This is a genomic window from Burkholderia sp. E168m15, assembly GCF_016586105.1.
Classification (GTDB): Bacteria; Pseudomonadota; Gammaproteobacteria; order Burkholderiales; family Burkholderiaceae; genus Burkholderia; species Burkholderia orbicola.
In genome coordinates, this window is sequence record NZ_BCPO01000189.1 from 1 (window position 1) to 24,708 (window position 24,708).

Annotated in this window: 21 protein-coding genes and 1 pseudogene; 15 read left to right on the forward strand and 7 right to left on the reverse strand. The window is 67.6% G+C overall.

All coding sequences use genetic code 11. The annotated features are described in order from the left end of the window. The 10 genes and pseudogenes from JMF86_RS29790 to JMF86_RS29835 all read left to right on the forward strand — a co-directional run. Window positions 1–240: pseudogene (locus JMF86_RS29790) on the forward strand (CoA transferase); the annotation flags it as partial. Between the two features lie 19 nt (window positions 241–259). Continuing rightward, window positions 260–1,084, forward strand: coding sequence for a CoA ester lyase (locus JMF86_RS29795; protein WP_201317209.1), 825 nt, complete (start codon window positions 260–262; stop codon window positions 1,082–1,084). A gap of 181 nt (window positions 1,085–1,265) precedes the next feature. Further along, window positions 1,266–2,678 carry a PLP-dependent aminotransferase family protein gene (locus JMF86_RS29800; protein ID WP_175766719.1) on the forward strand — a complete coding sequence of 471 codons (1,413 nt, stop codon included), beginning with the start codon at window positions 1,266–1,268 and terminating at the stop codon, window positions 2,676–2,678. 107 nt (window positions 2,679–2,785) lie between these two features. Then, complete coding sequence (eutB, locus tag JMF86_RS29805; protein WP_201317210.1) at window positions 2,786–3,757, forward strand: hydroxyectoine utilization dehydratase EutB; 972 nt, start codon at window positions 2,786–2,788, stop codon at window positions 3,755–3,757. Window position 3,758: 1 nt separating this feature from the next. After that, window positions 3,759–4,763, forward strand: coding sequence for a cyclodeaminase (locus JMF86_RS29810; protein WP_201317211.1), 1,005 nt, complete (start codon window positions 3,759–3,761; stop codon window positions 4,761–4,763). A 10-nt stretch (window positions 4,764–4,773) separates the two neighbouring features. Then, complete coding sequence (doeA, locus tag JMF86_RS29815; RefSeq protein ID WP_011549339.1) at window positions 4,774–5,982, forward strand: ectoine hydrolase DoeA; 1,209 nt, start codon at window positions 4,774–4,776, stop codon at window positions 5,980–5,982. A 4-nt stretch (window positions 5,983–5,986) separates the two neighbouring features. Further along, window positions 5,987–7,015, forward strand: coding sequence for a N(2)-acetyl-L-2,4-diaminobutanoate deacetylase DoeB (gene doeB / locus JMF86_RS29820; protein WP_011549338.1), 1,029 nt, complete (start codon window positions 5,987–5,989; stop codon window positions 7,013–7,015). Between the two features lie 13 nt (window positions 7,016–7,028). Next, on the forward strand, window positions 7,029–7,499 hold the full coding sequence (locus JMF86_RS29825; protein ID WP_011549337.1) for an Lrp/AsnC family transcriptional regulator: 471 nt from the start codon (window positions 7,029–7,031) through the stop codon (window positions 7,497–7,499). A 121-nt stretch (window positions 7,500–7,620) separates the two neighbouring features. Further along, a complete protein-coding gene (locus JMF86_RS29830) occupies window positions 7,621–9,099 on the forward strand; it encodes an NAD-dependent succinate-semialdehyde dehydrogenase (protein ID WP_201317212.1) in 1,479 nt (492 codons plus the stop codon). A gap of 20 nt (window positions 9,100–9,119) precedes the next feature. Further along, on the forward strand, window positions 9,120–10,514 hold the full coding sequence (locus tag JMF86_RS29835; RefSeq protein WP_201317213.1) for an aspartate aminotransferase family protein: 1,395 nt from the start codon (window positions 9,120–9,122) through the stop codon (window positions 10,512–10,514). Window positions 10,515–10,654: 140 nt separating this feature from the next. Here the strand turns inward: JMF86_RS29835 and JMF86_RS29840 are convergent, their stop codons facing one another. Both JMF86_RS29840 and JMF86_RS29845 read right to left on the reverse strand, forming a co-directional pair. Then, window positions 10,655–11,587, reverse strand: a complete 933-nt coding sequence (locus tag JMF86_RS29840; protein WP_201317221.1) for an MBL fold metallo-hydrolase — start codon at window positions 11,585–11,587, stop codon at window positions 10,655–10,657. A 423-nt stretch (window positions 11,588–12,010) separates the two neighbouring features. Further along, window positions 12,011–12,793, reverse strand: a complete 783-nt coding sequence (locus tag JMF86_RS29845; RefSeq protein ID WP_201317214.1) for a sulfite exporter TauE/SafE family protein — start codon at window positions 12,791–12,793, stop codon at window positions 12,011–12,013. Between the two features lie 302 nt (window positions 12,794–13,095). Here JMF86_RS29845 and JMF86_RS29850 point away from each other — a divergent pair, with 302 nt between their 5' ends. After that, window positions 13,096–14,439 (forward strand): PLP-dependent aminotransferase family protein, encoded by a 1,344-nt coding sequence (locus JMF86_RS29850; RefSeq protein ID WP_011549332.1) that lies wholly within the window; start codon window positions 13,096–13,098, stop codon window positions 14,437–14,439. 400 nt (window positions 14,440–14,839) lie between these two features. On the opposite strand, the gene JMF86_RS29855 is transcribed toward JMF86_RS29850, so the two are convergent. Then, window positions 14,840–16,225, reverse strand: a complete 1,386-nt coding sequence (locus tag JMF86_RS29855; RefSeq protein ID WP_201317215.1) for an MFS transporter — start codon at window positions 16,223–16,225, stop codon at window positions 14,840–14,842. A 264-nt stretch (window positions 16,226–16,489) separates the two neighbouring features. On the opposite strand from JMF86_RS29855, the gene JMF86_RS29860 reads away from it, so the two are divergent. Next, a complete protein-coding gene (locus JMF86_RS29860; protein WP_011549330.1) occupies window positions 16,490–16,777 on the forward strand; it encodes a DUF1330 domain-containing protein in 288 nt (95 codons plus the stop codon). A 19-nt stretch (window positions 16,778–16,796) separates the two neighbouring features. Here the strand turns inward: JMF86_RS29860 and dhaL are convergent, their stop codons facing one another. Together dhaL and JMF86_RS29870 are read right to left on the reverse strand one after the other, a co-directional pair. Further along, window positions 16,797–18,506: a dihydroxyacetone kinase subunit DhaL gene (dhaL, locus tag JMF86_RS29865; protein ID WP_011549329.1), complete on the reverse strand. Its 1,710-nt coding sequence runs from the start codon at window positions 18,504–18,506 to the stop codon at window positions 16,797–16,799. A gap of 244 nt (window positions 18,507–18,750) precedes the next feature. Further along, entirely contained in the window at window positions 18,751–19,878 is a 1,128-nt protein-coding gene (locus JMF86_RS29870) for a sigma-54-dependent Fis family transcriptional regulator (RefSeq protein ID WP_201317216.1), read from the reverse strand. 453 nt (window positions 19,879–20,331) lie between these two features. On the opposite strand from JMF86_RS29870, the gene msuE reads away from it, so the two are divergent. Together msuE and sfnG are read left to right on the forward strand one after the other, a co-directional pair. Next, on the forward strand, window positions 20,332–20,892 hold the full coding sequence (msuE, locus tag JMF86_RS29875; RefSeq protein WP_011549327.1) for an FMN reductase: 561 nt from the start codon (window positions 20,332–20,334) through the stop codon (window positions 20,890–20,892). 37 nt (window positions 20,893–20,929) lie between these two features. Next, complete coding sequence (gene sfnG / locus JMF86_RS29880; RefSeq protein WP_027808118.1) at window positions 20,930–22,033, forward strand: dimethylsulfone monooxygenase SfnG; 1,104 nt, start codon at window positions 20,930–20,932, stop codon at window positions 22,031–22,033. A gap of 32 nt (window positions 22,034–22,065) precedes the next feature. Here the strand turns inward: sfnG and JMF86_RS29885 are convergent, their stop codons facing one another. Further along, window positions 22,066–22,713 (reverse strand): LysE family translocator, encoded by a 648-nt coding sequence (locus tag JMF86_RS29885; RefSeq protein ID WP_201317217.1) that lies wholly within the window; start codon window positions 22,711–22,713, stop codon window positions 22,066–22,068. Between the two features lie 111 nt (window positions 22,714–22,824). On the opposite strand from JMF86_RS29885, the gene JMF86_RS29890 reads away from it, so the two are divergent. Then, window positions 22,825–23,673 carry a LysR substrate-binding domain-containing protein gene (locus tag JMF86_RS29890; protein ID WP_201317218.1) on the forward strand — a complete coding sequence of 283 codons (849 nt, stop codon included), beginning with the start codon at window positions 22,825–22,827 and terminating at the stop codon, window positions 23,671–23,673. A gap of 22 nt (window positions 23,674–23,695) precedes the next feature. Here JMF86_RS29890 and JMF86_RS29895 read toward each other — a convergent pair whose 3' ends face one another. Continuing rightward, on the reverse strand, window positions 23,696–24,583 hold the full coding sequence (locus tag JMF86_RS29895) for a LysR substrate-binding domain-containing protein (protein ID WP_201317219.1): 888 nt from the start codon (window positions 24,581–24,583) through the stop codon (window positions 23,696–23,698). Between the last annotated feature and the right edge of the window lie 125 nt (window positions 24,584–24,708).

The following is a 24,708-nucleotide window of genomic DNA, read 5'->3' on the forward strand; positions in this document are numbered from 1 at the left end:
CGGATGAACACGCTCGACGACGTATGGCGGCACCCGCAATTGCAGGCGCGGGAGCGCTGGCGCAGCGTCGACACGGCCGCGGGCCCGGTGCCCGCGCTGTTGCCGCCGGGGCTGCCCGCCGGCGTCGAGCCGCGCATGGATGCGGTGCCGGCGCTCGGCCAGCATACCGATGCGATCCTCGCCGAACTCGGCTACGACCGCGCGCGGATCGCCGCGCTGCGCGCGAACGGCACGATCTGATTCCGCTTTCACGACGACGATGACCAACACGATTCCCGCCACTGCCTCCGCCTGCGCCCGTTCGTGGCTCTTCGTTCCCGGCAATCGGCCGGAGCGCTTCGAGAAGGCGCGCGCGGCCGGCGCCGACGCGGTGATCGTGGATCTCGAGGACGCAGTGCCGCCGGACGGCAAGCCGGCGGCGCGCGACGCGGTCGTCGCGCGGCTCGATGCCGCGCGGCCCGTGTGGGTGCGTGTGAATGCGGTCGATACCGCGTGGTTCGCCGACGACCTCGCCGCGATCGCCGCGCATCCGGGCACGGCCGGCGTGATGCTGCCGAAATGCGAGACGCGTGCGCAGCTCGATGCCGTGCTCGCGCACGCGCACGGCGCGCTCGAACTGCTGCCGATCGTCGAGACGGCGGCCGGCATCGCGGGGCTCGATCAGGTGTGTGCCGCGCCGCGCGTCGTGCGCGTGGCGTTCGGTACGCTCGATTTCCAGGTCGATCTCGGCATCGACGGCGACGGGGAAGAGCTGAACGCATTCCGCTCGCGGATCGTGCTCGCGTCGCGGCTGGCCGGTATTGCGCCGCCGGTCGACGGCGTGTCGACGATCATCGACGATCCCGCCGCGATCGAACGGCATGCGCGCCACGCGCGGCGGTTCGGCTTCGGCGGAAAACTGTGCATTCACCCGAAGCAGCTCGACGCGGTGCATCGCGCGTATGCGTGGACCGACGCGGAGCAGGCGTGGGCGCGGCGCGTGCTCGATGCCGTCGACGCGAGCGGCGGCGCGGCGGTCGCGCTCGACGGCAGGATGGTCGACATGCCGGTGATCCTGAAGGCACGGCGCATTCTGCGCGGGTAGCCGCTCCCGCGACATTCCTCCGAACAATCGAAGTGCCGCGCCGGCGTCCGTGCGGGCACGCCGATTGCATCGTCCGATTCGACCCGCAACGTCCTGCTTTCGCGCGCGCGATTGCACTAGGACAATATTTTCAGGGTGTCTTTCTGAGCGACCATGCGGAAGCCACGACGGAGACATCGAGATGGGACGGACCGAGGTATCGGCAGGCTGGCGCGACGCGCTCGGCGCGGTGCACGGCATCGAGTCGAAATACAAGCGGCTCGTGAAGGCGATCGCCAGCGACATCGAGAACGGCGCGCTCGCGCCGGGCGCCCGGCTCGCGCCGCAGCGCGACGTCGCATCGAGCCTCGGCGTCAGCGTGCAGACCGTCACCAACGCGTACAAGGAACTGGAGCGCCAGGGGCTGATCCGCTGCGAGGTCGGCCGCGGCAGCTTCGTGGCCGCGCGCGTGACCGAATCGATGTCGAACTACATCCTCGATACGACCGAGCGCGAACTGGTCGACTTCTCGATCGCCCGCATCGTGCACACGCCCGAGCACGATGCCGCGTGGCGCAGCGTGTGCACGGCGCTGGCCGGCACCGACGATCAGCCGTGGATTCGCTCGTTCCGGCCGATCGCCGGGCTCGACGCGCATCGCGACGCCGGCGCCGCATGGCTCGCGTCGCTGAACATGCCGGTGCACCGCGAATCATTGCTGGTCACGAACGGCGCGGCGCATGGCATCTTTCTCGCGCTCGCGTCGATCGTCGGGCCGGGCGACACCGTGTTGTGCGAGAGCCTGACCGATCACGGCGTGATCGGCTCCGCGAACGTGCTCGGGTTTACGCTGAAGGGGCTCGAGATGGACGAGCACGGCATCCGTCCCGAACATTTCGAGGAGATGTGCGACAGCGAACGGATCAGTGCGCTCGTCTGCACGCCGACCCTCAATAACCCAACCGTGTCGCTGATGCCCGAGTCGCGGCGGCGCTCGATCGCGCGCATCGCGACGCGCTACGGCGTGTACGTGATCGAGGACGACGTGTACGGCCCGCTGCCCGAGAAGACGGGCACGCCGATCGCCAGCCTGATCCCGGAGCTCGGCTTCTACTGCACGAGCATGACGAAATCGGTGCTGACCGGATTGCGCACCGGCTATCTTGCGATGCCGCGGCGGCTCGCGTTGCGCGTCGAGAGCGTGCTGCGCGTGAGCAGCTGGATGGCGACGTCGCCGATCGCGGAGATCGCGACGCGCTGGATCGCCGACGGCACCGCGCGGCGGCTCGTCGAACTGCAGCGCCAGCGGCTCGCGGTGCGTCAGGAGATGGTGAAGGCCGCGCTGGGGCCGTATGTGCTCGGTGCGCACCCGAACGCGCTGTCGGCCTGGCTGCGCGTGCCCGACTACTGGCAGGCAGAGCGGATCGTGCGCGAACTGCGCACCCGCAAGATCGCGGTGACGTCGCCCGATCCGTTTCTCGTCGGCGGCACGGAGCGGCCGAACGCGGTACGCGTGTGCATCGGCGCCGAAACCTCCGATGCCGCGTGCAACGCGGCGCTCGAGACGATCGCGGGCGTGTTCGAACAGTATCCGCACCTGAACGATTTCCACTGAACCGGCGGCGCCGCCGCGATGTCGCGCGCAATGTATCAGGACATTCGAAAGCGCGATTTGGAACATTAGACTGGATCGCATCACATTCGTCGCGAGGCGCGCGTTCCATGTCCTTCCTGTCGCTGTCCGACGTTTACCGCGCGCGCCGTCGCCTCGCCGGGCGCGCCGACGGTACGCCGCTCGTCGCGTCCGCCGCGCTGTCCGTGCGCGTCGGCGCCCCCGTCTACCTGAAACTCGAGACGCTGCAGCCGACCGGCAGCTTCAAGCTGCGCGGCGCGACCAATGCGCTCGCGGAACTCGCGGCCCAACGCGTGACGCGCGTGGTCACCGCGTCGACCGGCAACCACGGCCGCGCGGTCGCGCATGCGGCACGCTCGCTCGGCATCGACGCGGCCGTCTGCATGTCGTCGCTGGTGCCGGCCAACAAGGTCGATGCGGTCGCGGCGCTCGGCGCGCGCGTGGTGATCGTCGGCGAGAGCCAGGACGACGCGCAGGTCGAAGCACGGCGCCTGGTGCGCGACGAAGGCTATGCGTACGTACCGCCGTTCGACGATCCGCGCATCATCGCGGGCCAGGCGACGATCGGCGTCGAGATCCTAGAGGCGCTGCCCGATACGGCGACGCTCGTCGTACCGCTGTCGGGCGGCGGCCTGTTCAGCGGCGTCGCGTTTGCCGCGAAGACGATCCGGCCGCCGATCGAGATGATCGGCGTATCGATGACGCGCGGCGCCGCGATGCATGCGAGCCTCGCGGCCGGCCGCCCGGTCGACGTCGCCGAGCAGCCGACGCTGGCCGATTCGCTCGGCGGCGGCATCGGTCTGGACAACCGCTACACGTTCGACATGACGCGCGCGCTGGCCGACGACGTCGTGCTGCTCGACGAGCCGTCGATCGCGCGCGGCATCGCGCATGCGTATCGGGAAGAGCGGCTCGTCGTCGAAGGCGCCGGCGCGGTCGGCCTCGCCGCGTTGCTGGACGAGCGGATCGTGCGCCGCGATCGCGGCGGCCCGATCGTGGTCGTCGTGAGCGGCGCGAACATCGACATGGCCGCGCATCGCCGGCTCGTTTCGGAGAACTGACATGGCCCATCCCGTCACGTTGCTCGGTCAGGCGCAATTGCGTGCGCTGGTGCCGCTCGATCTCGCCGCGATCGACCAGGTCGAGGCCGCGTTCGCGTCGCTCGCGACCGACGCGGTCGTGATGCCGCCGATCCTGAATCTCGCGCTGCCGGCGCGCCACGCCGAAGTCGACGTGAAGACCGCATATTTGCCGCGTTTCGACAGCTTCGCGATCAAGGTCAGCCCCGGTTTCTTCGACAACCCGTCGCTCGGGCTGCCGAGCCTGAACGGGCTGATGCTCGTGCTATCGGCGCGTACCGGCCTGACCGAGGCCGTGCTGCTCGACAACGGCTACCTGACGGCCGTGCGCACCGCGGCGGCCGGCGCCGTGGCCGCGCGCCGGCTCGCGCGCGCCGATGCGCGCCGCGCGGCGATCGTGGGCGCGGGCGAGCAGGCCCGGCTGCAACTCGCCGCGCTGATGCTGGTGCGCGACATCACGCACGTGACGGTGTGGGCGCGCGACGCCGAACGTGCCGCGCGCTTCGCGGCCGACGTGCGTGCCGCGCATGGAATCGACGCGATCGTCGCGCGCTCGGTGCACGCGGCGCTGGCCGATGCGGACATCGCGGTGACGACCACGCCGAGCCGCGCGCCGCTCGTGCACGCGGAAGACCTGCATCCCGGGCTGCACGTGACGGCGATGGGCTCGGACGCCGATTACAAGACCGAACTCGCGCCGTCGGTGTTCGGCGCCGCACGGTATTTCTGCGACCGGCTGCAGCAGACCCGCGTGGCCGGCGAACTCGCGCATGCGATCGCGGCCGGGGCCGTTGCAGCCGACGCCGTGTTTCCCGAACTCGGCGAAGTGATCGCCGGCCGCCGCGACGGCCGCACGCATCGCGACGACATCACGATCTGCGACCTGACCGGCACCGGCGCGCAGGACACCGCGATTGCCGTGCTCGCGCTGCAGCGCGCCCGCGCGGCGGAAGTGGGCACGATTTTCCACAACGACCTCACGACTTGAGAGGAGACAGATGTCCGCAGTCATCGAAACCCAGACAGCCGCGCCGCGTCTCGCGTTCGCGCGCAGCGAATATGCCGCGCGCATCGCGAAGACGCGCGCGGCGATGGAGCGGGCCGGCATCGACCTGCTGATCGTCACCGACCCGACCAACATGGGCTGGCTGACCGGCTATGACGGCTGGTCGTTCTACGTGCACCAGTGCGTGCTGCTCGCGCTGGACGGCGAACCCGTGTGGTTCGGCCGCAACCAGGACGCGAACGGCGCGAAGCGCACCGCGTTCATGGCGCACGAGAACATCGTCGGCTATCCCGACCATTACGTGCAGTCGAGCGTACGCCACCCAATGGATTACCTGTCGACCGAGGTAATCGCGGCGCGCGGCTGGAGCACGCTGCGCATCGGCGTCGAGCTCGACAACTACTACTTCAGCGCGGCGGCGTACGCGTCGCTGCAGCAGCATCTGCCGGTCGCGCGCTGGGTCGACGCGACCGCGCTCGTCAACTGGCAGCGCGCGGTGAAGTCGCCGCGCGAGATCGAATACATGCGCGTGGCCGCGCGCATCGTCGAGCGGATGCATGCGCATATCGTCGAGACGATCGAGCCGGGCATGAAGAAGAGCGACCTGGTCGCGCAGATCTATGCGACCGGGATCGGCGGCGCGGACGGATTCGGCGGCGACTATCCGGCGATCGTGCCGCTGTTGCCGACCGGCGCCGACGCGGCCGCACCGCACCTGACCTGGGACGACTCGACGTTCGCGCGCGGCGCGGGCACGTTCTTCGAGATCGCCGGCTGCTACTGCCGCTATCACTGCCCTCTGTCGCGCACCGTCTATCTCGGCAAGCCGCCCGCGCATTTCATCGAAGGCGAGCGCGCGGTGGTCGAGGGCATCGAGGCCGGGCTCGCGGCCGCGAAACCCGGCAACGTGTGCGAGGACATCGCGAACGCGTTCTTCGCGGTGCTGCGCCGCGCCGGTATCGACAAGGACAGCCGCTGCGGCTATCCGATCGGCGCGAGCTATCCGCCCGACTGGGGCGAGCGCACGATGAGCCTGCGTCCGGGCGACCGGACGGTGCTCGAACCCGGCATGACGTTCCATTTCATGCCGGGGCTGTGGCTCGACGACTGGGGGCTGGAGATCACGGAGAGCATCCTGATCACCGAGACCGGCGTCGAGACGTTCTGCAACGTGCCGCGCAAGCTGTTCGTGAAGGAGTAGGGCGATGCGTGCTTCCCCGATTACGCCGACCGTCGATTTCGACGCGGACGGCGAACAGCACGGCTTCCTGAAGCTGCCTTACTCGCGCGACGATTCCGCGTGGGGCGCGATCATGATTCCGGTGACCGTCGTGAAGCGCGGCGACGGGCCGACGGTGTTGCTGACCGGCGGCAATCACGGCGACGAATACGAAGGGCCGGTCGCGCTGTCGAAGCTCGCCGGTTCGCTGAAGGCGGCCGACGTGACCGGCCGCGTGATCGTCGTGCCGTTCATGAACTACCCGGCGTTCCGCGCCGGTTGCCGCACGTCGCCGATCGATGCCGGCAACCTGAACCGCAGCTTCCCGGGCCGCCCGGACGGCACCGTGACCGAGAAGATCGCCGACTACTTCCAGCGCCATTTGCTGCCGCTCGCGACGCACGTGCTCGACATTCACGCGGGCGGCCGCACGCTCGACTTCGTGCCGTTCGCGGCGATTCATGTGCTGGAGAACCGCGATCAAGAAGCACGCTGCGAGCGTGCAATGCGCGCGTTCGGCGCGCCGTATTCGATGCGCATGCTGGAACTCGACAGCGTCGGCCTCTACGACAGCGCGGCCGAGGAAGCCGGCAAGGTATTCGTGTCGACCGAGCTGGGCGGTGGCGGCACGTCGACGGCGGCGAGCGTCGCGATCGCCGAGCGCGGCGTGTATGGATTTCTCGCGCATGCGGGCGTGATCGCGAAGGACGTCATCGACGGCAATGCCCCTCGCAGCACGACGACGCTGCTCGACATGCCGGACGGCTCGTGCTTCACGACGAGCGAGCATCGCGGGCTGCTCGAGATGTGCCGCGATCTGGGCAGCGAGGTCGACGCCGGCGACGTGCTCGCGCGCGTGCACGACATCGATCGCACGGGTGTCACGCCGATCGAATACGTCGCACGGCGGCGCGGGCTGCTCGCGGCCCGGCACTTCCCGGGCATCGTGCAGCCGGGCGACACGATCGCGGTGGTCGCCGACATCGTCGAGCGCAACATTCCGGTGGCCGTATGAGGACGCGCACGACGTGATCAAGCTCGATCGATACGACCTCGCGATCCTGCGCCTGCTCGAGCGCGACGGGCGCATCACGAAGTCGAAGCTCGCGGAAGCCGTGAACCTGTCGATTTCGCCGGCATGGGAGCGCGTGCGCAAGCTCGAGGAAAGCGGTGTGATCCGTGGCTATCGCGCGGACGTCGACTGGATCGGCACGTTCTCCGGCAGCCGCATCGTCGTCGAGGTGACGCTGTCGCGGCACACCGCGCCCGACATGCGGCGCTTCGAGGATCGCGTGGCCGCAGCATCCGAGGTCGCGCAGTGCTATGCGACGGGCGGCGGCGTCGATTACGTGCTGCACGTGGTCGCGCGCGACATCGACCATTACCAGCGCTTCATCGATGCGTTGCTGATGGAAGACCTCGGCATCGAGCGCTACTTCACGTACATCGTGACGAAGGTCGTGAAGTGCGCATCCGGCGGTGCGCCGGACTGGCTGTAAAAGTTCGCGCCGGTGCGCGGCAATACGGAAAAAACCGGCATTTCGAGCCGTGCAAACCGAAATTTCCGCATGCGAGGGCGCGACACAATGAAGTTCGTGCCCACCAACGAGGAGACGCAGCATGCTGCCCGGACACCCCGTTCTGTTCAAGTCGACCTGCTACGTCGACGGTCGCTGGATTCACAGCGACAGTGCCGCGACGGTCGCCGTCGTGAACCCCGCCGACCAGGCCGTGATCGGCCACGTGCCGATGCTCGAACGCGCGCAGATCGTCGCGGCCGTCGACGCCGCGCAGCGCGCGTACGACACCTGGCGCTGGACGCCGCATGCCGTACGCAGCGCCGCATTGCTGCGCTGGTATGCACTGATCCTGCGTCACGTCGACGATCTGGCCGCGCTGCTGTCGCTGGAACAGGGCAAGCCGCTGGCCGAAGCGCGCGGCGAGATCCGCTATGCGGCGAGCTTCGTCGAATGGTTCGCGAACGAGGCGAAACGCGTCGCCGGGCGCACGATCCCGACCCACATCGACGGCGCGCATCTCGGCACCGTGATGGAGCCGGTCGGCGTCGCCGCGCTGATCACGCCGTGGAATTTCCCGGCCGCGATGATCACGCGCAAGGCGGCGGCCGCGATCGCGGTCGGTTGCACGGTGGTCGTGAAGCCCGCGCACGAAACGCCGTTTTCGGCGCTCGCGCTCGCGCAGCTCGCCGACGAGGCCGGCTTCCCGGCCGGCGTGTTCAACGTGGTGCTCGGCGAGCCGCAGATGGCGATGGAAACGCTGGTCGGCGATGCGCGCGTGCGTGCGGTGAGCTTCACCGGCTCGACGCGTGTCGGGCGGCTCGTCACCGAAACCGCCGCGAAGGCCGGCATCCGCAAGATCGCGCTCGAACTGGGCGGCAATGCGCCGTTCATCGTGACCGAGGATGCGGATCTCGATCAGGCCGTGCGGATCGCCGTCGGCGCGAAGTTCCAGACCTCCGGCCAGGACTGCTGCGCCGCGAACCGGATACTCGTCGCGCGCCCGCTGTACGACGCGTTCGTCGAACGGTATGCGCACGCGGTGCGCGCGCTGAAGACGGGGCCGGCGTTCGAGCAGGGCGTGGACGTCGGGCCGCTGATGCATCAGGCCGCGTTCGACGCGACCGTGGCGCGCGTCGAGGACGCGCGGGCACGCGGCGCGCGCATCGTTGCGGGCGGCCGGCCGCATGCGCTCGGCGGCTGGTTCTACGAGCCGACCGTGATCGCGGATGCCGCGCCCGGCATGCGCGTGGTCGACGAGGAAAATTTCGCGCCGATCTCGGCCGTCAGCGCGTTCGACACGCTCGACGAAGCGGTCGGAACGGCCAACGACACCGAGTACGGCCTCGCCGCCTACGTGTGCGCCACGCGCATCGACACGATCTTCCAGCTGGTGCGGCGGCTCGACTTCGCGATGGTGTCGGTCAACGGCGTGAAATTCACCGGTGCGCCGATCCCGTTCGGCGGGATGAAGGCGTCGGGCCTCGGGCGCGAAGGCGGCGCCGAAGGCTTCGAGCCGTTCACCGAAATCAAATACTTCTGCCTCGGCAATCTCGGCCTGCCGGTCGCGGCGACGGCCTGACCCATTCAAAGGAGCACATCATGCAAAAATCGATCGACGCACTGCTGCGCGAGGACCGCGCCCACTTCATGCACCCGTCGACGCACGCGTACGACCACGAGACCGGCGCGCTGCCGGGCAAGATCGTGCGCGGCGGCGAAGGCATCCGCATCGAGGATCACCAGGGCAAGCATTATATCGACGCGTTTGCCGGGCTCTATTGCGTGAACATCGGCTACGGCCGCACCGAAGTCGCCGACGCGATGTACGAGCAGGCGAAGCAGCTCGCGTACTACCACACGTATGTCGGCCATTCGTCGGACGCGATCATCGAGCTGTCGTCGCGCATCATCGACTGGTCGCCGGCAGGGATGAAGAAGGTCTATTACGGGATGTCGGGTTCCGACGCGAACGAGACGCAGGTCAAGATCGTCTGGTACTACAACAACGTGCTCGGCCGCCCGAACAAGAAGAAGATCATTTCGCGCGAGCGCGGCTATCACGGCTCGGGCATCGTGACGGGCAGCCTCACGGGGCTGCCGAGCTTCCACCAGCATTTCGACCTGCCGATCGATCGCGTGAAGCATACGGTGTGTCCGCACTGGTATCGCAAGGCGCCTGCGGGCATGAGCGAGGCGCAGTTCGTCGCGTACTGCGTCGACGAACTCGAGAAGCTGATCGCGCGCGAGGGCGCCGACACGGTCGCCGCGTTCATCGCGGAGCCGGTGATGGGCACGGGCGGCATCATCGAGCCGCCGGCCGGCTACTGGCCCGCGATCCAGGCCGTGCTGCGCAAGCACGACATCCTGCTGATTTCCGATGAGGTCGTGTGCGGGTTCGGGCGTCTCGGCTCGAAGATGGGCGCGCAGCACTTCGGGATCGAGCCCGACCTGATTACCGTCGCGAAGGGGCTGACGAGCGCGTATGCGCCGCTGTCGGGCGTGATCGTCGGCGAGAAGGTGTGGGACGTGATCGCGCGCGGCTCGCAGGAACACGGGCCGATGGGGCACGGCTGGACGTATTCGGGCCATCCAGTGTGCGCGGCCGCCGCGCTCGCGAACCTCGCGATCCTGGAGCGCGAGAACCTGGTCGGCAATGCTGAGGAAGTGGGCAAGTATTTCGGCGCGAAGCTGCGCGACGCATTCGACGCGCATCCGCTCGTTGGCGAGGTGCGCAGCGTGGGGATGCTGGCCGCGCTCGAATTCATGGCCGACAAGGATGCGCGCGTGCCGTTCGATCCCTCGCTGAAGATCGGTGCGCAGGTGTCGGCTGCCGCGCTGCAGCGCGGCGTGATCGCGCGGGCGATGCCGCACGGCGACATTCTCGGCTTTGCACCGCCGCTCGTGATGACGCGCGAGGAAGCCGACGAGATCGTCGGGATCGTGAAGAAGGCGGTGGACGAGGTCGCCGAGCGGAATATTTCGGCTGTCGCGTGATATTCGAGCGGTCCTGATGCGCGTTTCGACGCGTGAGGTGATGCCGCCGCATGCAAGTGCGGCGGCGTTTTTTCTTGCCGGTACGGTTCAGGAAAACGTCAATGCGTGGTGTGCGGTGCGCGTCGGCTACCGATCGTCACTCAGTAATCCCACACGACCGGAACGAAACGGAAGCCGTCGCCGTTCCGTGCAACATGCCCGATGGACGGGAACGCGACATGCGCCGCGGCCAGCAGCGCACCGGTGTCGGCGGCTTCGTTGAACAGCGCGAGACGAACGTCGACTGCCGCGTCCGGATCGTGTTCGAAGCCGTTTTGCCAGTCGGGATTGTCGAAGTTGACCTCGAAGATCGCGTCGCCCGCGAACGTCAGCTTTTCCCCGTTCGATGCGATGTCGACCACGCAGTGCCCCGGCGTATGCCCGCCCGTCACGCGCGCCGACACGCCCGTGGCGACTTCCACGGTGCGGTCGAATTGCACGATGTTTTCGCCATACAGTTCGACGAACCTCGCCGCCGCCTTGCGCAGCGCGGGCGGAACGGTTTCCGGCATCACCGTCTTGCTGAAGTCCGGATTCTTCCAGAACGCCACTTCCGCTGCCGATACGTGAATGCGTACGTCGGGGCGCAGCTTCGCCTTGACGCCGTCGACGTTCAGCCCGCCGACGTGATCCATGTGCATGTGCGTGATCACGATATCGGTGATCGCGGCCAGGTCGATGCCGGCCGATTCCACGCGCATCACCGAGCGCCCGGCGCGCGTGAAGTATTCGAAACCGTCGCCCACGCCCGAGTCGATCAGGATCAGGTGATCGGCGCTGCGCACGAGCGCGATGTTGAGCGCCCAGTCGAACATGTCGCGTTGCAGGAAACGGCCGTCGAACCAGGCGTTGCGGTCCGCTTCGCTCACATTGGTGGACATGGTGGAAGTCGGCAGCGGCAGTACGCCGTCGCTGATCAGCACGACATCGACATCGCCGATGCGCACGGCGTAGCGGGACGGAACGAGCTCGCCTGAACCTTCGTTGCCCAGGGCGACGATGACCGGCTGGACGTTGCGGATGGGTGCGTTCATGTTCAGTAATCCTGTTCTTCGAGTGAGGTAGTCCGCACTGCGCGGCGCAGGGCGGTTCGCGAGCGCGATCGTGAAGGTCGCGCTTCGGTGCGCCCGGATTCCGATCGAGCGTGTCAGCGATTGTAGTGACGGCCTACACACGCCAACAGCGCCGCAGGGGTGCACATCGTGTTGTCCGGACGACAACAATCCGGCAGCGGCCTTCGCCGCCCGAAATGCACATCGCCCGCCGTCCGTTGCCGGAAGGCGGGCGATGCAATGGATGCCGTTTATGGGATGCCGGGAACCGCCGGCGCGCGGGTCAACCCGGCTGACCGGGAAGCGTTTCCCCGCGCAGCGAACACCCGCGCGTCTCGATCACCGCCAGCAGCGCGATCAGCCCGACCGCGCAGGCAGCCATCATGTAGTACGCGGGAGCCACGCTTACGCGAGATACCCCGTCACGCCATCCCAAAGCAGTTTCACCGCGGCTATCACCAGCAGCCCGTAGCAGGCTCGATAAACCTGGCGTTGATCCAGTTTCGCGTGGAGCCGCCAACCGGCGACGACACCAGCGGGAATGGCACACAGGCAGACCATCATCACGATCCAGACATTGCCCGTCGGCCTGGCCAGCAGCAGCCATGGCACTGCCTTGGTCGCGTTACCCACGGTAAAGAACATGCTTGTCGTCCCCGCATAGACTTCCTTGCCGAGGCCGAGCGGCAGCAGATACATGGCAAGAGGCGGGCCGCCCGAATGCGCGACCATCGTGGTCACGCCGGAGGCAAGGCCCGCTGTGATCGCCTTCGGCGTGGAACGCGGACGGACCGTCAATGCTGCGCCTCCGACCCACCACAGTCCGACGAAGATCAGCGTGATCGCCGCCATCACGATCGCGATCGCGCGGTGGTCGAGGAGCCGGAACGTCAGATAGCCGACGCCGATGCCCGTCACGAGTCCCGGCAAAAGCAGCATCAGGTCCGGCTTCGACCATGTCGAAGGTTTCCAGTAGCGCAGTGCGAACAGATCCATTGCGATGAACAGCGGTGCGAGCATTCCGCCCGCGGTCACCGGATCCATCACCAACGACAGCAACGGAATGCCGACGATCGAAAAGCCGCCGCCGAAGGCCCCTTTCATGAACGAGATCAGGAACACACCCGCGAAGGCGATCAGTATCGTGATGAGGGTCAGTTGCAGATCCATTCCGGTCGACGAAATCATCACGATGACCTCGCGCGGTCGACGTCACACACGCCCAACAGGCGTGAAGGCCCCGTCGTCCTTCTCGCAGACACAGGGTGGGCGGTCATCGAAGCGGTGAAAGGCATATTGCGTCTCCATGAATGCTCCGAGGACAATTCGGCGCTGCGTGGATTTCGTCGAAACGAGGCGCATGCATATTGGCCGTGGAAGCTGGGTAATCCCGATACAATCGGGCGATGAAGACAGAATGCACCGGCGTCAAGCTCGGTACAATCAAAACATTGATCTCGGTGCAATATATATTGAACTCGGTGCATTGAATGTCAAAGTCCGAATACCTGAAGTTGGCCGACACGATCGCCGCAGACATTGCTGACGGAACGCTGAGGCCGGGCGACCGGCTTCCGCCACAGCGCAATTTCGCGGACCAGCGAAAGATCGCCGTGTCGACGGCCAGCAGGGTCTATGCAGAGTTGTTGCGGCGAGGGCTCGTCGTCGGCGAGGTCGGGCGGGGAACGTTCGTTTCGGGCGACGCAAGGCGCGGCGCAGCGGCGCCGGGTGAGCCGCGTGATGTTCGGATCGATCTGGAGTTCAATTACCCGATACTTCCCGACCAGACGACACTCATCGCGAGAAGCCTGAGCGGGCTCGAAAGCGTTGCGGAGCTCGCGAGCGCCCTGGGTCAGGCAACCAGCAGTGGGACGCCCGCTCTCAGGAACGTCTCCGCCGCATGTCTGGCGGGCAATGGTTGGGCGCCTTCTCCCGAGCAGCTGGTCTTCACGGGGAACGGACGACAGAGCATTGCCGCCGCGGTTGGCGCCATTGTTCCGACGGGCGGCCGCTGCGGCGTCGAAACCTTGACCTACCCGTTCATCAAGGGCATCGCGGCTCGCCTCGGTATCACGCTGGTCCCGCTCGCGATGGACGAAGGCGGCGTGCGCCCCGACGCCGTACTCAAGGCGCACCGGGATGCGAATCTTTCGGCGATCTACATTCAGCCTGCCATCCAGAATCCGTTGGGCATGACGATGAATGCCGCGCGACGGGAAGATCTGTTGCGCGTCGTGGAAAAGCTCGGCATTCCTGTCATCGAGGACAACGTGTACGGCTTCCTCGACGACCAACCGCCGCTTGCCGCCCTCTCACCGGACAATTGCATCGTGATCGACAGCCTGTCGAAGAAGGTGGCGCCGGGGTTGACGCTCGGATTCATCGTGTCGCCGCATCGGTTGCGTGAAACCGTGATGGCGTCGGTGCGCTCGGGGGGATGGACGGCATCGGGATTTGCATTTGCCGCCGCGCAGCGATTGATGAGCGACGGTACGGTTGCCGAACTCGCCCGACTGAAACGCATCGATGCGGTGGCCCGTCAGAAGCTGGCCGCCGACCGTCTGTCGGATTTCGACATTCAGACGAACGGCAAATGCTTTCATCTGTGGTTGACGCTGCCGGCCCATTGGCGCTCGCAGGCGTTGGTCGCAGCGGCAGCCCGACGAGACATCGCGTTGACGCCCTCGACCACCTTTGCCGCCGCGCCCGGCCATGCGCCGAACGCCGTCAGGCTTGCGCTTGCCGCACCCACGATGGACCAACTCGACGCGGGTCTGCTCACGCTGAGCGGCATCCTGAATGCAAGAGAAGAGGATTTCGATTCGACCGAATAAGGTCTGCGCCGAGACTCTGGATTGGCCTCTCGCCCGTGGTCGTCGGACAGTCATTCGGCGCTGACGCCCCCAACGGTCAAGCCGCATCGATTCAGGCGCACGCACTCGCGAACCTCGGACCGGCACATCTGGCGGAGCCGAAACCGCGATCCCGGCGGCTTGAAGATACGGCCGACGCGAAAACCAATAGTGGCCAAATGCTTCGCATTCCTGCCAGATTCGGGCGAGCCAACAGCCGTCAATTCCGTCGACGGCGAATGACTGCTTCTGGCCGAAGCGCATCAGAACCGCGGCGGCCGTCGACCCCTCCCGAAACGAACATCGCCCGCCTCCGTTTCCGGAAGGCGGGCGATGAAGGTTGTCGCTTATGGGAAGCCGGAGGCGATCCTTCGCGAATGCGTCAACCCGGTTGTCCCGGCACGGCTTCCCCGCGCAGCGAACACCCGCGCGTCTCGATCACCGCCAGCAGCGCGACCAGCCCGACCGCGCACGCAGCCATCATGTAGTACGCGGGAACCAGCGCGTTGCCGGTCTTGCCGATCAGCCAGTCGTTGACGATCGGCGCGGTGCCGCCGAACAGCGACGTCGACACGTTGTACGCGATCGCCATGCCCGCATAGCGGACGTGGGTCGGGAACATCGCCGGGAACATCGCGGAAATGGTGGCGAGCTGCGGCACGTAGAGCACGCCGAGCACCGCGAAGCCGATGAACGCGCCGAGCGGGCCGTGCGTCATCAGCGTGAACATCGGCACGGCCGCGACGAACAGCCCGACGAGCGAGAACCACCACATCGTTTTGCGACCGACGCGGTCCGACAGCCAGCCGGCGAACGGCAGCAGCACCATCATCGCGAGCATGCCGATCAGCGGAATCAGCAGCGACATGTTCTCGCTCACGCCGAGTTCCTTGTGCATGTAAGTCGGCATGTACGCAAGCAGCACGTAGTTGACGACGTTCAGCGCGACGACCAGCCCGCCGAGCAGCAGCAGCGGCTTCGCATAGCGCACCAGCAGCAGCCGGATCGGCAGCGCGGCGGTGGCGTTTTTCTCGCGGCGGTGCGCCTGCTCCTCCAGCTCGCGGAACACCGGCGTTTCCTCGAGGCGCGAGCGCAGGTAGAAGCCGATCAGGCCGAGCGGCGCCGCGACCAGGAACGGCAGGCGCCAGCCCCACGCATGCATCGCCGAATCGCCGAGCAGCAGCGCGAAGCCGAGCATCAGGAACGCGCCGAGCGAGAAGCCGGCGAGCGTCGCGAATTCGAGGAAGCTGCCGCACAGGCCGCGCCGCGAATCGGGTGCGTATTCGGCGATGAAGGTCGCTGCACCGCCGTATTCGCCGCCGGTCGAGAATCCTTGCACCATGCGCAGCACGATCAGCGCGGCCGGTGCGAGCCAGCCGGCCGTCGCATAGCTCGGCAGCACGCCGACGAGCAACGTGGCGCCCGACATCGTCAGGACGGTCAGCGCGAGCACGCGCTTGCGGCCGAGCCGGTCGCCGAGCGGCCCCCAGAACAGGCCGCCGAGCGGGCGGATCAGGAACGAGATCGCGAACGTGCCGAGGGCGAACAGCGTCGCGCTCGCGGTGTTGCCGGGAAACAGCGCGGCGGAAATGTACGCGAGGCCGTACGCGTAAATGCCGTAATCGAACCATTCGGTCGCATTGCCGAGGGCGGCGGCCGCGATCGCGACCCGCGGCAGGCTGTGCGGCTCGTCGCCGCGTTGGGTGGTCGCGTCGTCGGGAATCGACGACGCGGCGGAAACGGAAGTCCACGATGGCACGTATCGCATGAGGGGTCCTCGCTATCAGCATGCGCCCGGGCGGGCGCCGACGAGGATCAAAGTAATCCCGCCAATTTGCGATGCCGGATGTCATAGGACGATGTGGGAATCGGGGTTTTCCCGCGCCGGGGCGGGGCGGCACGCGCAGGCCGTGGCCGGCTCGTCGCGGCGCCGGCCGGCGAACGGCGGTAAGCTGCGCGCTGCCACGCCGAATTCCTCGGACCGTGCCGCGCGTGGCGTCCCTTTTTTCACCCTTGATCAGGAGCGCATATCGTGGCGACCTACATCGTCTTTACGCGGGAAAGCACGCAGGACCAGCATGAGCTCGACATCTACGCGAGCCAGGTCGGCGCGACCCTTGCCGGTCATCCGGTGAAGGTGCTTGCCGCCTATGGGCCGCAGGAAATCCTCGAGGGTGAAGGCCCGGAAGGTGTCGTGATCGTCGAGTTCCCGTCGAAGGAGGCCGCGCACGCGTGGTATCGCGGCCCCGAATACCAGGCGGTCGTCCAGCACCGGTTCAAGGGCGCGCGCTATCGCGCGGTGCTGGTCGAAGGCGTCTGAGCGCGGCTGCGCGCGCCCGTTACCGCACGTGCGGCAGCAGCGCGCGCAGCCAGTACGACACGGCCACCGCGCCGCCGTCCGGCGTGCCGATCGCGCGCTCGCCGAGATAGCTGGCCCGTCCCGCGCGCGGCGTCATGCGCGTCGTTTCCTCCGCGCCTCGTTCCGCCGCTTCGACGGCCGCCGCCCATGCACTTGCGGGATCGCGATCGCCGTCGAGCGCGCGGCCGAATGCGTCGACGGCCGGCACCAGCGCATCGAGCATCGTCCGGTCGCCCGCCTGAGCGCCACCGAGTTCGCTGATCGCATCCACCGCCGCGCGGAACGCCGCGGCCCAGTCGCGCGGTGACGGCTCGGCGCTATCGGCGCCATCGGCCAGCCGGCGCGACGCGCGCAGCAGCGCGGTCGCATAGAACGGCCCGGAGCTGCCGGCGATCGCGCGGCGCAATGCGGCGCCGAGCGCCGCGAGCGCACCGGCCGGCGTGCCGTACGCGGTGTCGGGCAATTCGAGGATCGCCTGCGCGGCACGCCGCATGCTCGCGCCGAGATCGCCGTCGCCGGCTGCCGCGTCGAGATCCGTCAGCGTCTGCTCGTGGTCGATCAGCGTCTGCGCCACCGCGTGCAGCGCCGGTTGCAGGCGCGCGGCCCATGCGCGGCCGGCCGCATCGAGCGGCGGCGGCGATGCATCTTGCGACACGGCTGCGGCCATGCGAATCCGCGTGTTCACGAGGCCGCCGCCCGGCCAGGCGCGCGCTTGCGTCGGCGCGTCGAGCAGCGCCGCGCGTTCGTCGTTCAGCCGCAGCACCGAGATCGAGCAGCCCGGCATGTTCAGCGCGGACAGGAACGTGCCGGCCCATGCGCGCGCGACGACGATGCCGCGCCGGCTCAGGTTGTCGAACGCGGCGCGCAGCACGATCGCGAGCTCCATGTCCGGCGTCGCGCCGAGGCCGTTGACGAACAGCGCGACGCGTTCGTCGCGGTCGAGCACGAGATCGGCGACGATGCTCGACAGCAGCGTGTCGGCCAGCGCATCGGCCGGCAGCGGCGCGCGGCGCTCGACGCCTTTCTCGCCGTGGATGCCGAGGCCCAGCTCGATCTCGTGATCGGCGAGGCTGAAGCCCGATTTGTCTGCGCCCGGGATCGTGCAGCCGTCGAGCGCGACGCCCATCGTGCCGAGTTCGGCCGCCGCGTCGCGCGCAATGCTCGCGACGCGGGCCAGCGGCAGTCCGCGCGCGGCGGCGGCGCCCGCGAGCTTGTGGATCAGCACCGTGCCGGCGATCCCACGCCGCTGGCCGCGCTCGACGCGGCCGCGCAGCGACACGTCGTCGGCGACGATGACGGTTTCGACCGGAATGCCTTCCGCGCGCGCCAGTTCGGCGGCGAGCCCGAAATTGAGCCGGTCGCCGGTGTAGTTCTTCACGATCAGCAGCGCGCCGTTCGGGCCGGCGCTCGCGCGGATCGCGGCGAGCACGGCGTCGGTCGACGGCGACGTGAACACTTCGCCGCACACGGCGGCGCTCAGCATCCCTTCGCCGACGTAGCCGCCGTGCGCGGGCTCGTGGCCGCTGCCGCCGCCGGACAGGATCGCGACCGGCCGCTGCGACGGCTCCGGCAGCGGCTGGCGGACGAGCACGTGCTCGTCGCCGAGGATCGCGAGATGCGGCGATTGCCGTGCGATGCCTTCCAGCATTTCTCGCACGACGTCGGACGGGCGGTTCACAAGCTTTTTCATGGCGACGGATTCCGGACGGGTGAACAGGGCTCGGCCGGGCGCGCACGGGCGCCGGTCGGCTTTCGTGTTGCGGAGGATCGTGCGTGCGTCGTTGCCGGTCGCGGATGGCCGCGTAACGGGCGACCGGATGCGGGGTGGACAACGAAGCGTACGCTTCGCGCCAAGATACATCAGGTTCGGACGTTGCGGCACGGATCGCGCTGCGATGGCGTCGGGGCCGAGCGACGGCGCCCGCCGGATGCCGCTATTTCAGCGCGGTGATCGCCTTCGCGCGAATCAGCCGCGCGCGCAGCACGTTGCGGCTGATGCCGAGCAACTGCGCGGCGCGGATCTGGTTGCGGTGACTGAATTCGAACGCGACACGCATCACGGTGTCCTCGATGTGTTCGAACAGGTTGCCGTGCCCGTCGTCGAACAGTTCGCGAAGCGCATGCTCGAGCGCCGCCTGTGCATCGGCGGACGACTCGGTTGCCTGCGCGGCCACGGCCGGCACACACGGCGGCGCGATGTGCAGGTCGGTGTCCTGCAGCACGTCGTGACGGCTCACGAGCAGCGCATGATGGATCACGTTCTCCAGTTCGCGGATATTGCCGGGCCAGCCGTGTGCCTCGAGCCGGCGTTCGGCGCGCGGATCGATGCGGCGCGGGCCGCCGCCGAGCCGGTCGCGGTAAATGTCGAAGAAGTGGCGCGCGAGCGGCAGGATGTCGCACGGACGGTCGCGCAACGGCGGGACCGCGAGCTGCACGACATTGAGCCGGTAGAACAGGTCGCCGCGAAACTGTCCGGCCGTGACCGCCTGCTGCAAGTCGACGTTGGTCGCCGCGACCACACGCACGTCGACCGGAATGCCCGTGCGCGAACCGAGCCGCACGACCTCGCGCTCCTGCAGCACGCGCAGCAGTTTCACCTGCATCGCGAGCGGCAGGTCGCCGATTTCGTCGAGAAACAGCGTGCCGCCGTGCGCGGCTTCGAACCAGCCGGGCTTCGCGCTGAATGCGCCGGTAAACGCGCCTTTTTCGTGGCCGAACAGTTCGCTATCGACGAGCGTTTCGGAGAACGCGCCGCAGTTCACCGCGACGAACGGCCCGTCGCGACGGGCGCCGAGCTCGTGCACGTGCCGTGCGATCAGTTCCTTGCCGGTGCCCGTCTCGCCGACGATCAGCACGTTCGCGTCGCTCGGTGCGACGCGGCGAACCTGTTCGAGCAGCGCGAGCGAACGCGGATCGGCGAACACCTGCGCCTGGGCGCGGGCCTGCGCGTGGCGTTCGGGCAGCGTGCGCACGGGCGCCGCGGCTTGAAGGCCTGCGGGGTCGCGGGAAGCGGTAACGACACGAAGATTGAGCGGGCGCGGCGATGCGGAAATGGAAGTCATGGCGATGAACCGTTGGATGGCCGGGCAATGCGGGTCGGCTGCTGCGTGATCAGCAAAGTGTTGAACGTTTCGCCGCGCGCGAAAAGCATCGATTTCTGATAACCAAAGCGCGATTGCTGCGGAACCCGCAATGGCGCGGAAGAGCGACGGGGCAGTGACGTCGCAGCATCGAATTCAGCGCTATCGTGCGTGACGCGCTGCTGCCTGATCAGCAGCGCGTCAGCAGACCCGCTGCACCGGATTCATCGCGTGACGGAATATCGATGTGACGCGCGAACCGGAACGCTTGCCACTGCCGCGCATTTGGTCGAGCGCCATTTCTGACGGGCGATGGCGAGAAACTTCGCGGTGCAGACGAAATTTCCGTCACGCAACCGCGCCAATGGCACGCTCCTTGCTGCCCCGAACCGGTATCGCCGCATTGCGCGCGGCTTCACCACGGGAACGCATTGCATGAGCCACACCCTCAACGTCGTCGCGATATCGGGCAGCCTGCAGCGGCCGTCGCGCACGCTCGCGCTGACCGACGCGATCGTCACGGCGCTCGGCGCCGCGCTGCCGATCGAGACGCGATTGATCGAACTCGGCGAGATCGGCAGCCGGCTGGCCGGCGCGCTCACGCGTGCGCAGGTACCGCCTGATCTCGATGCGCTGATCCGCGCGATCGAGACGGCTGACGCACTCGTCGTCGCGAGCCCGGTGTATCGCGCGTCGTACACGGGCCTCTTCAAGCACCTGTTCGACCTTGTGCGCCACGACGCGCTCGTCGACGTGCCGGTGCTGCTCGCGGCCACCGGCGGCAGCGAACGCCATGCGCTGGTGATCGACCATCAGCTGCGCCCGCTGTTCAGCTTCTTCCAGGCGCGCACGCTGCCGATCGGCGTGTATGCGTCCGAAAGCGATTTCGACCAGTACCAGATCGCCAGTCCGGCGTTGCGCGAGCGCATCGCGCTCGCCGTGAATCGCGCGGTGCCGCAACTGCGTGCGCCCGTGCTTTCCGCCGCGGCCGCGTAAGCCGCTTTTTCGTTTCCCCTTCGACCAGGACACCTTCATGAGCCTTCCCGACCCTTCCGCCGATGGCGTCAAATTCGCGTACTGGGTGCCGAACGTCAGCGGCGGCCTCGTCGTCAGCACGATCGAGCAGCGCACCGACTGGAGCCTCGAATACAACCAGAAGCTCGCGCGCACGGCCGAGGCGGCCGGCTTCGACTACGCGCTGAGCCAGATCCGCTTCACGGCCGGCTACGGCGCGGAATACCAGCACGAGTCGGTGTCGTTCAGCCAGGCGCTGCTGCATGCGACGACGAAGCTCAAGGTGCTCGCCGCGATCCTGCCGGGGCCGTGGCATCCGGCCGTGGTCGCGAAGCAGCTCGCGACGATCGACCACATCTCGAACGGACGCATCGCGATCAACGTCGTGAGCGGGTGGTTCAAGGGCGAATTCACCGCGATCGGCGAGCCGTGGCTCGAGCACGACGAACGCTATCGGCGCTCGAAGGAATTCATCCAGGCGCTCAAGGGCATCTGGACCCAGGACAACTTCACGTTCAAGGGCGACTTCTACCGCTTCAACGACTACACGCTGAGCCCGAAGCCTTTGCAGAAGCCGCATCCGGAAATCTTCCAGGGCGGCAGCTCGCGCGCGGCGCGCGACAACGCGGCGAGCGTGTCGGACTGGTATTTCACGAACGGCAATACGCCGGAGAACCTGAAGGCGCAGATCGACGACATTCGCGCGAAGGCGGCGGCGAACAACCATCGCGTGCGCATCGGCGTCAATGCATTCGTGATCGCGCGCGACACCGAGGAAGAAGCGAAGGCCGTGCTCGACGACATCATCCGGCATGCGCACGTCGAGGCCGTGCACGCGTTCGGCGATGCGGTGAAGCAGGCCGGCAAGGCGTCGCCCGAAGGCGAAGGCAACTGGGCGAAATCGACGTTCGAGGATCTCGTGCAGTACAACGACGGCTTCCGCACGAACCTGATCGGCACGCCGCAGCAGATCGCCGAGCGGATCGTCGCGCTGAAGGCGATCGGCGTCGATCTCGTGCTGGCCGGGTTCCTGCATTTCATCGAGGAAGTCGAGTATTTCGGCAAGCGCGTGCTGCCGCTCGTGCGCGAACTCGAGGCGCAGCGGCAGGCCGTTGCCGCGTGACGCGGGCCGCCGCCCGCGCGGCGGCACGATGCTTACGCGATGCCCGCCGACTTCGACGCCTCGACGAGCATTTCCACGCCAAGGCCGCCGAGCACCGCGCCCATCGCCCAGCGCTGCGCGAGCAGCAGCGTCGGGCGGCCGTGCAGGAACTTCGCCAGGCTGCCCGAGCAGATCGCCACCAGCCCGTTGGCCGACGCGAATGCGGCGATCAGCAGCGAGCCCAGAAACAGCGACTGGCCGAACACGCCGCCATGCCCGTAGTCGATGAACTGCGGCAACAGCGACACGAACAGCATCGCGAGCTTCGGGTTCAGCACGCTGGTCGTCGCGCCCATCGCGAGCAGCCGCAGCGGCTGCTCGTTCGGCAACGTCTTCACCTCGAACGGCGAGCGGCCGCCGGGCCGCACCGCCTGCCAGGCGAGGTACAGCAGATAGGTCGCCCCGACCGCGCCCAGCACGCTGCCCGCATAGGGCACGCTCATGAACAGCGTCGTGATGCCGAATGCCGCGGCGAACATGTAGAACAGGTAGCCGAGCATCACGCCCGCGAGCGAAACGAGGCCCGCCGCCCGCCCTTGCGCGATCGAGCGCGACATCACGTAGACCATGTTCGGCCCCGGCGTGACCGCGAGCATGCCGCCGATGACGAGAAACCCGTAGAGCGATCCGGACGTTTGCATGTTTTCCGCTTCCTGCGTCGAGTGAGTGCTGACGGAATTCATTCTCCGGCGATGGAGGTGAACAGTAAAACGGGATAAACTGAATCGATTGATCAGTTTTTCTGAATTCACATGAAGAAGCTCGACCTCGATGTGCTCGCGATGGTGGTGGCCGTCGCGGAATCCGGATCGTTCGCGCAGGGCGCGCAGGCCGTGCACCGGTCGCCGTCGGCGGTGAGCATGCAGATCAGGACGCTGGAAGACGCGCTCGGCAAGCTGCTGTTCATCCGCGACACGCGCAACGTGACGCCGACCGACGACGGCAGGATGCTTGCCGACTACGGCCGCCGGATGCTCGCGATGCGCGACGAGGCGTGGGCGTCGGTCGTGCGCCCGGAGATCCGCGGCCGCGTGACGATCGGCGTGCCCGACGATTACATCTCGTCGCTGCTGCCGCAGGTGCTCGGCAAGTTCGCCGCGATGCATCCGCGTGTGGAAGTGCGCGTGATCGGCCAGCCGAGCAGTGCGCTCGTGCCGATGCTGAAGGACAACACGGTCGACCTCGCGTGCCTGACCCGCGTCAAGGGCGTGTCCGGCGAGCTGATCCGGCTCGAGCCGATCGTCTGGACGGGATCGCCGAAACGGAACGTGTGGGAAGAGCGGCCGCTGCCGGTTGCGCTGTTCTCACATGGCAGCATGGCGCGCGATCATGCGATCAAGGCGCTGAACCGGCGGAAGATTCCGTTCCGGATGTCGTACGAAAGCCCGAGTTTCCTCGGGCTGCTCAGCATGGTCGAGGCCGGCCTCGCGATCGCGCCGCTCGCGCGCTGCTGCGTGCCCGATCACCTGTTGCAGCTGTCGGAGAGCCACGGGCTGCCGTCGCTCGGCGAACTCGAGGTCGTGCTCGCGCGCAGCGCGCAGTCCGCGCGGCCGCCGTGCGACTACCTTGCCGAGCAGATTCTCGGCGAGTGGCGCGCCTGACCGGCACGTCGCCGCAAGCGCGTCAGCACGACGTCAGCAGCCATTCGCGAAACGCGACCAGCGACGGCAGCGTTTCGTTGCCCGGCGGGTAGACGAGGTAATAGCTGCGCTGGCTGGTAATCGCGTCGCCGATCGACACGAGCTCGCCGCGGCTCAATTCGTCCTCCACCAGCACCTTCGGCACCAGCCCGATCCCCATTCCCGCGCGCACGGCCTGGATCAGGTGCGACGTCAGCTCGAAACTCGGACCGATCCGCATCTGGCGATGGTCGAGCCGATAGTGCGAGAACCACTCTGCCCAGGCCTGCTGATTGCTCGTCACGCCCAGCAGCGTCTGCTTTGCGGCCCAGGCTGGCGTGCGCGCGTCGGCCTTGCGGCCGCGGCCCGTGTCGGGCGGCGCGATCGCGATCAGGAATTCGTTGTACAGCCGGTGCGCGTGCAGGCCCGGCCAGGCCGCGCCGACGGTGATTGCCGCGTCGAGGTCGTCGTGGAGGAAATCGATCGCACCGATCCGTGAATGAAGGTGCACGGTCACGCCCGGATGCGCGGCGTAGAAGCCGTGCAGGTGCGGCAGCAGCCATTTCGAGCCGAACGTCGGCAGGGTGGCCAGCCGCAGCGTGCCGGCGCCGGCCTGGTGCGACATCGCCTGCAGCGTCGCGCCGCGGATGCGCCCGAGCGCGCCGCTCAGCTCGGCGAAGTAGCGGCGGCCGACTTCGGTCAGCTTGACCGAGCGGCCCTCGCGCCGGAACAGCGGCACGCCGAGCTGATCCTCGAGCGTCTGCACCTGCCGGCTGATCGCGCTCTGGCTCAGCGACAGTTCTTCGGCCGCACGCGTATAGCTTTCATGCCGCGCGGCGGCCTCGAACACGAGCAGCAGTGACATCGACGGGGTGAGGCGACGGTAATTCATGAGTTTTATGCAAGCTTCGCCGGGTAAGAATTCGTTTGTTTCTGGCGGAATATCGAAAGATACTGCAATTCCCGGTTGGGCGGAAACTTGCCAAAAAATCATGTTTTGGCGTGCGTGAACCGGCC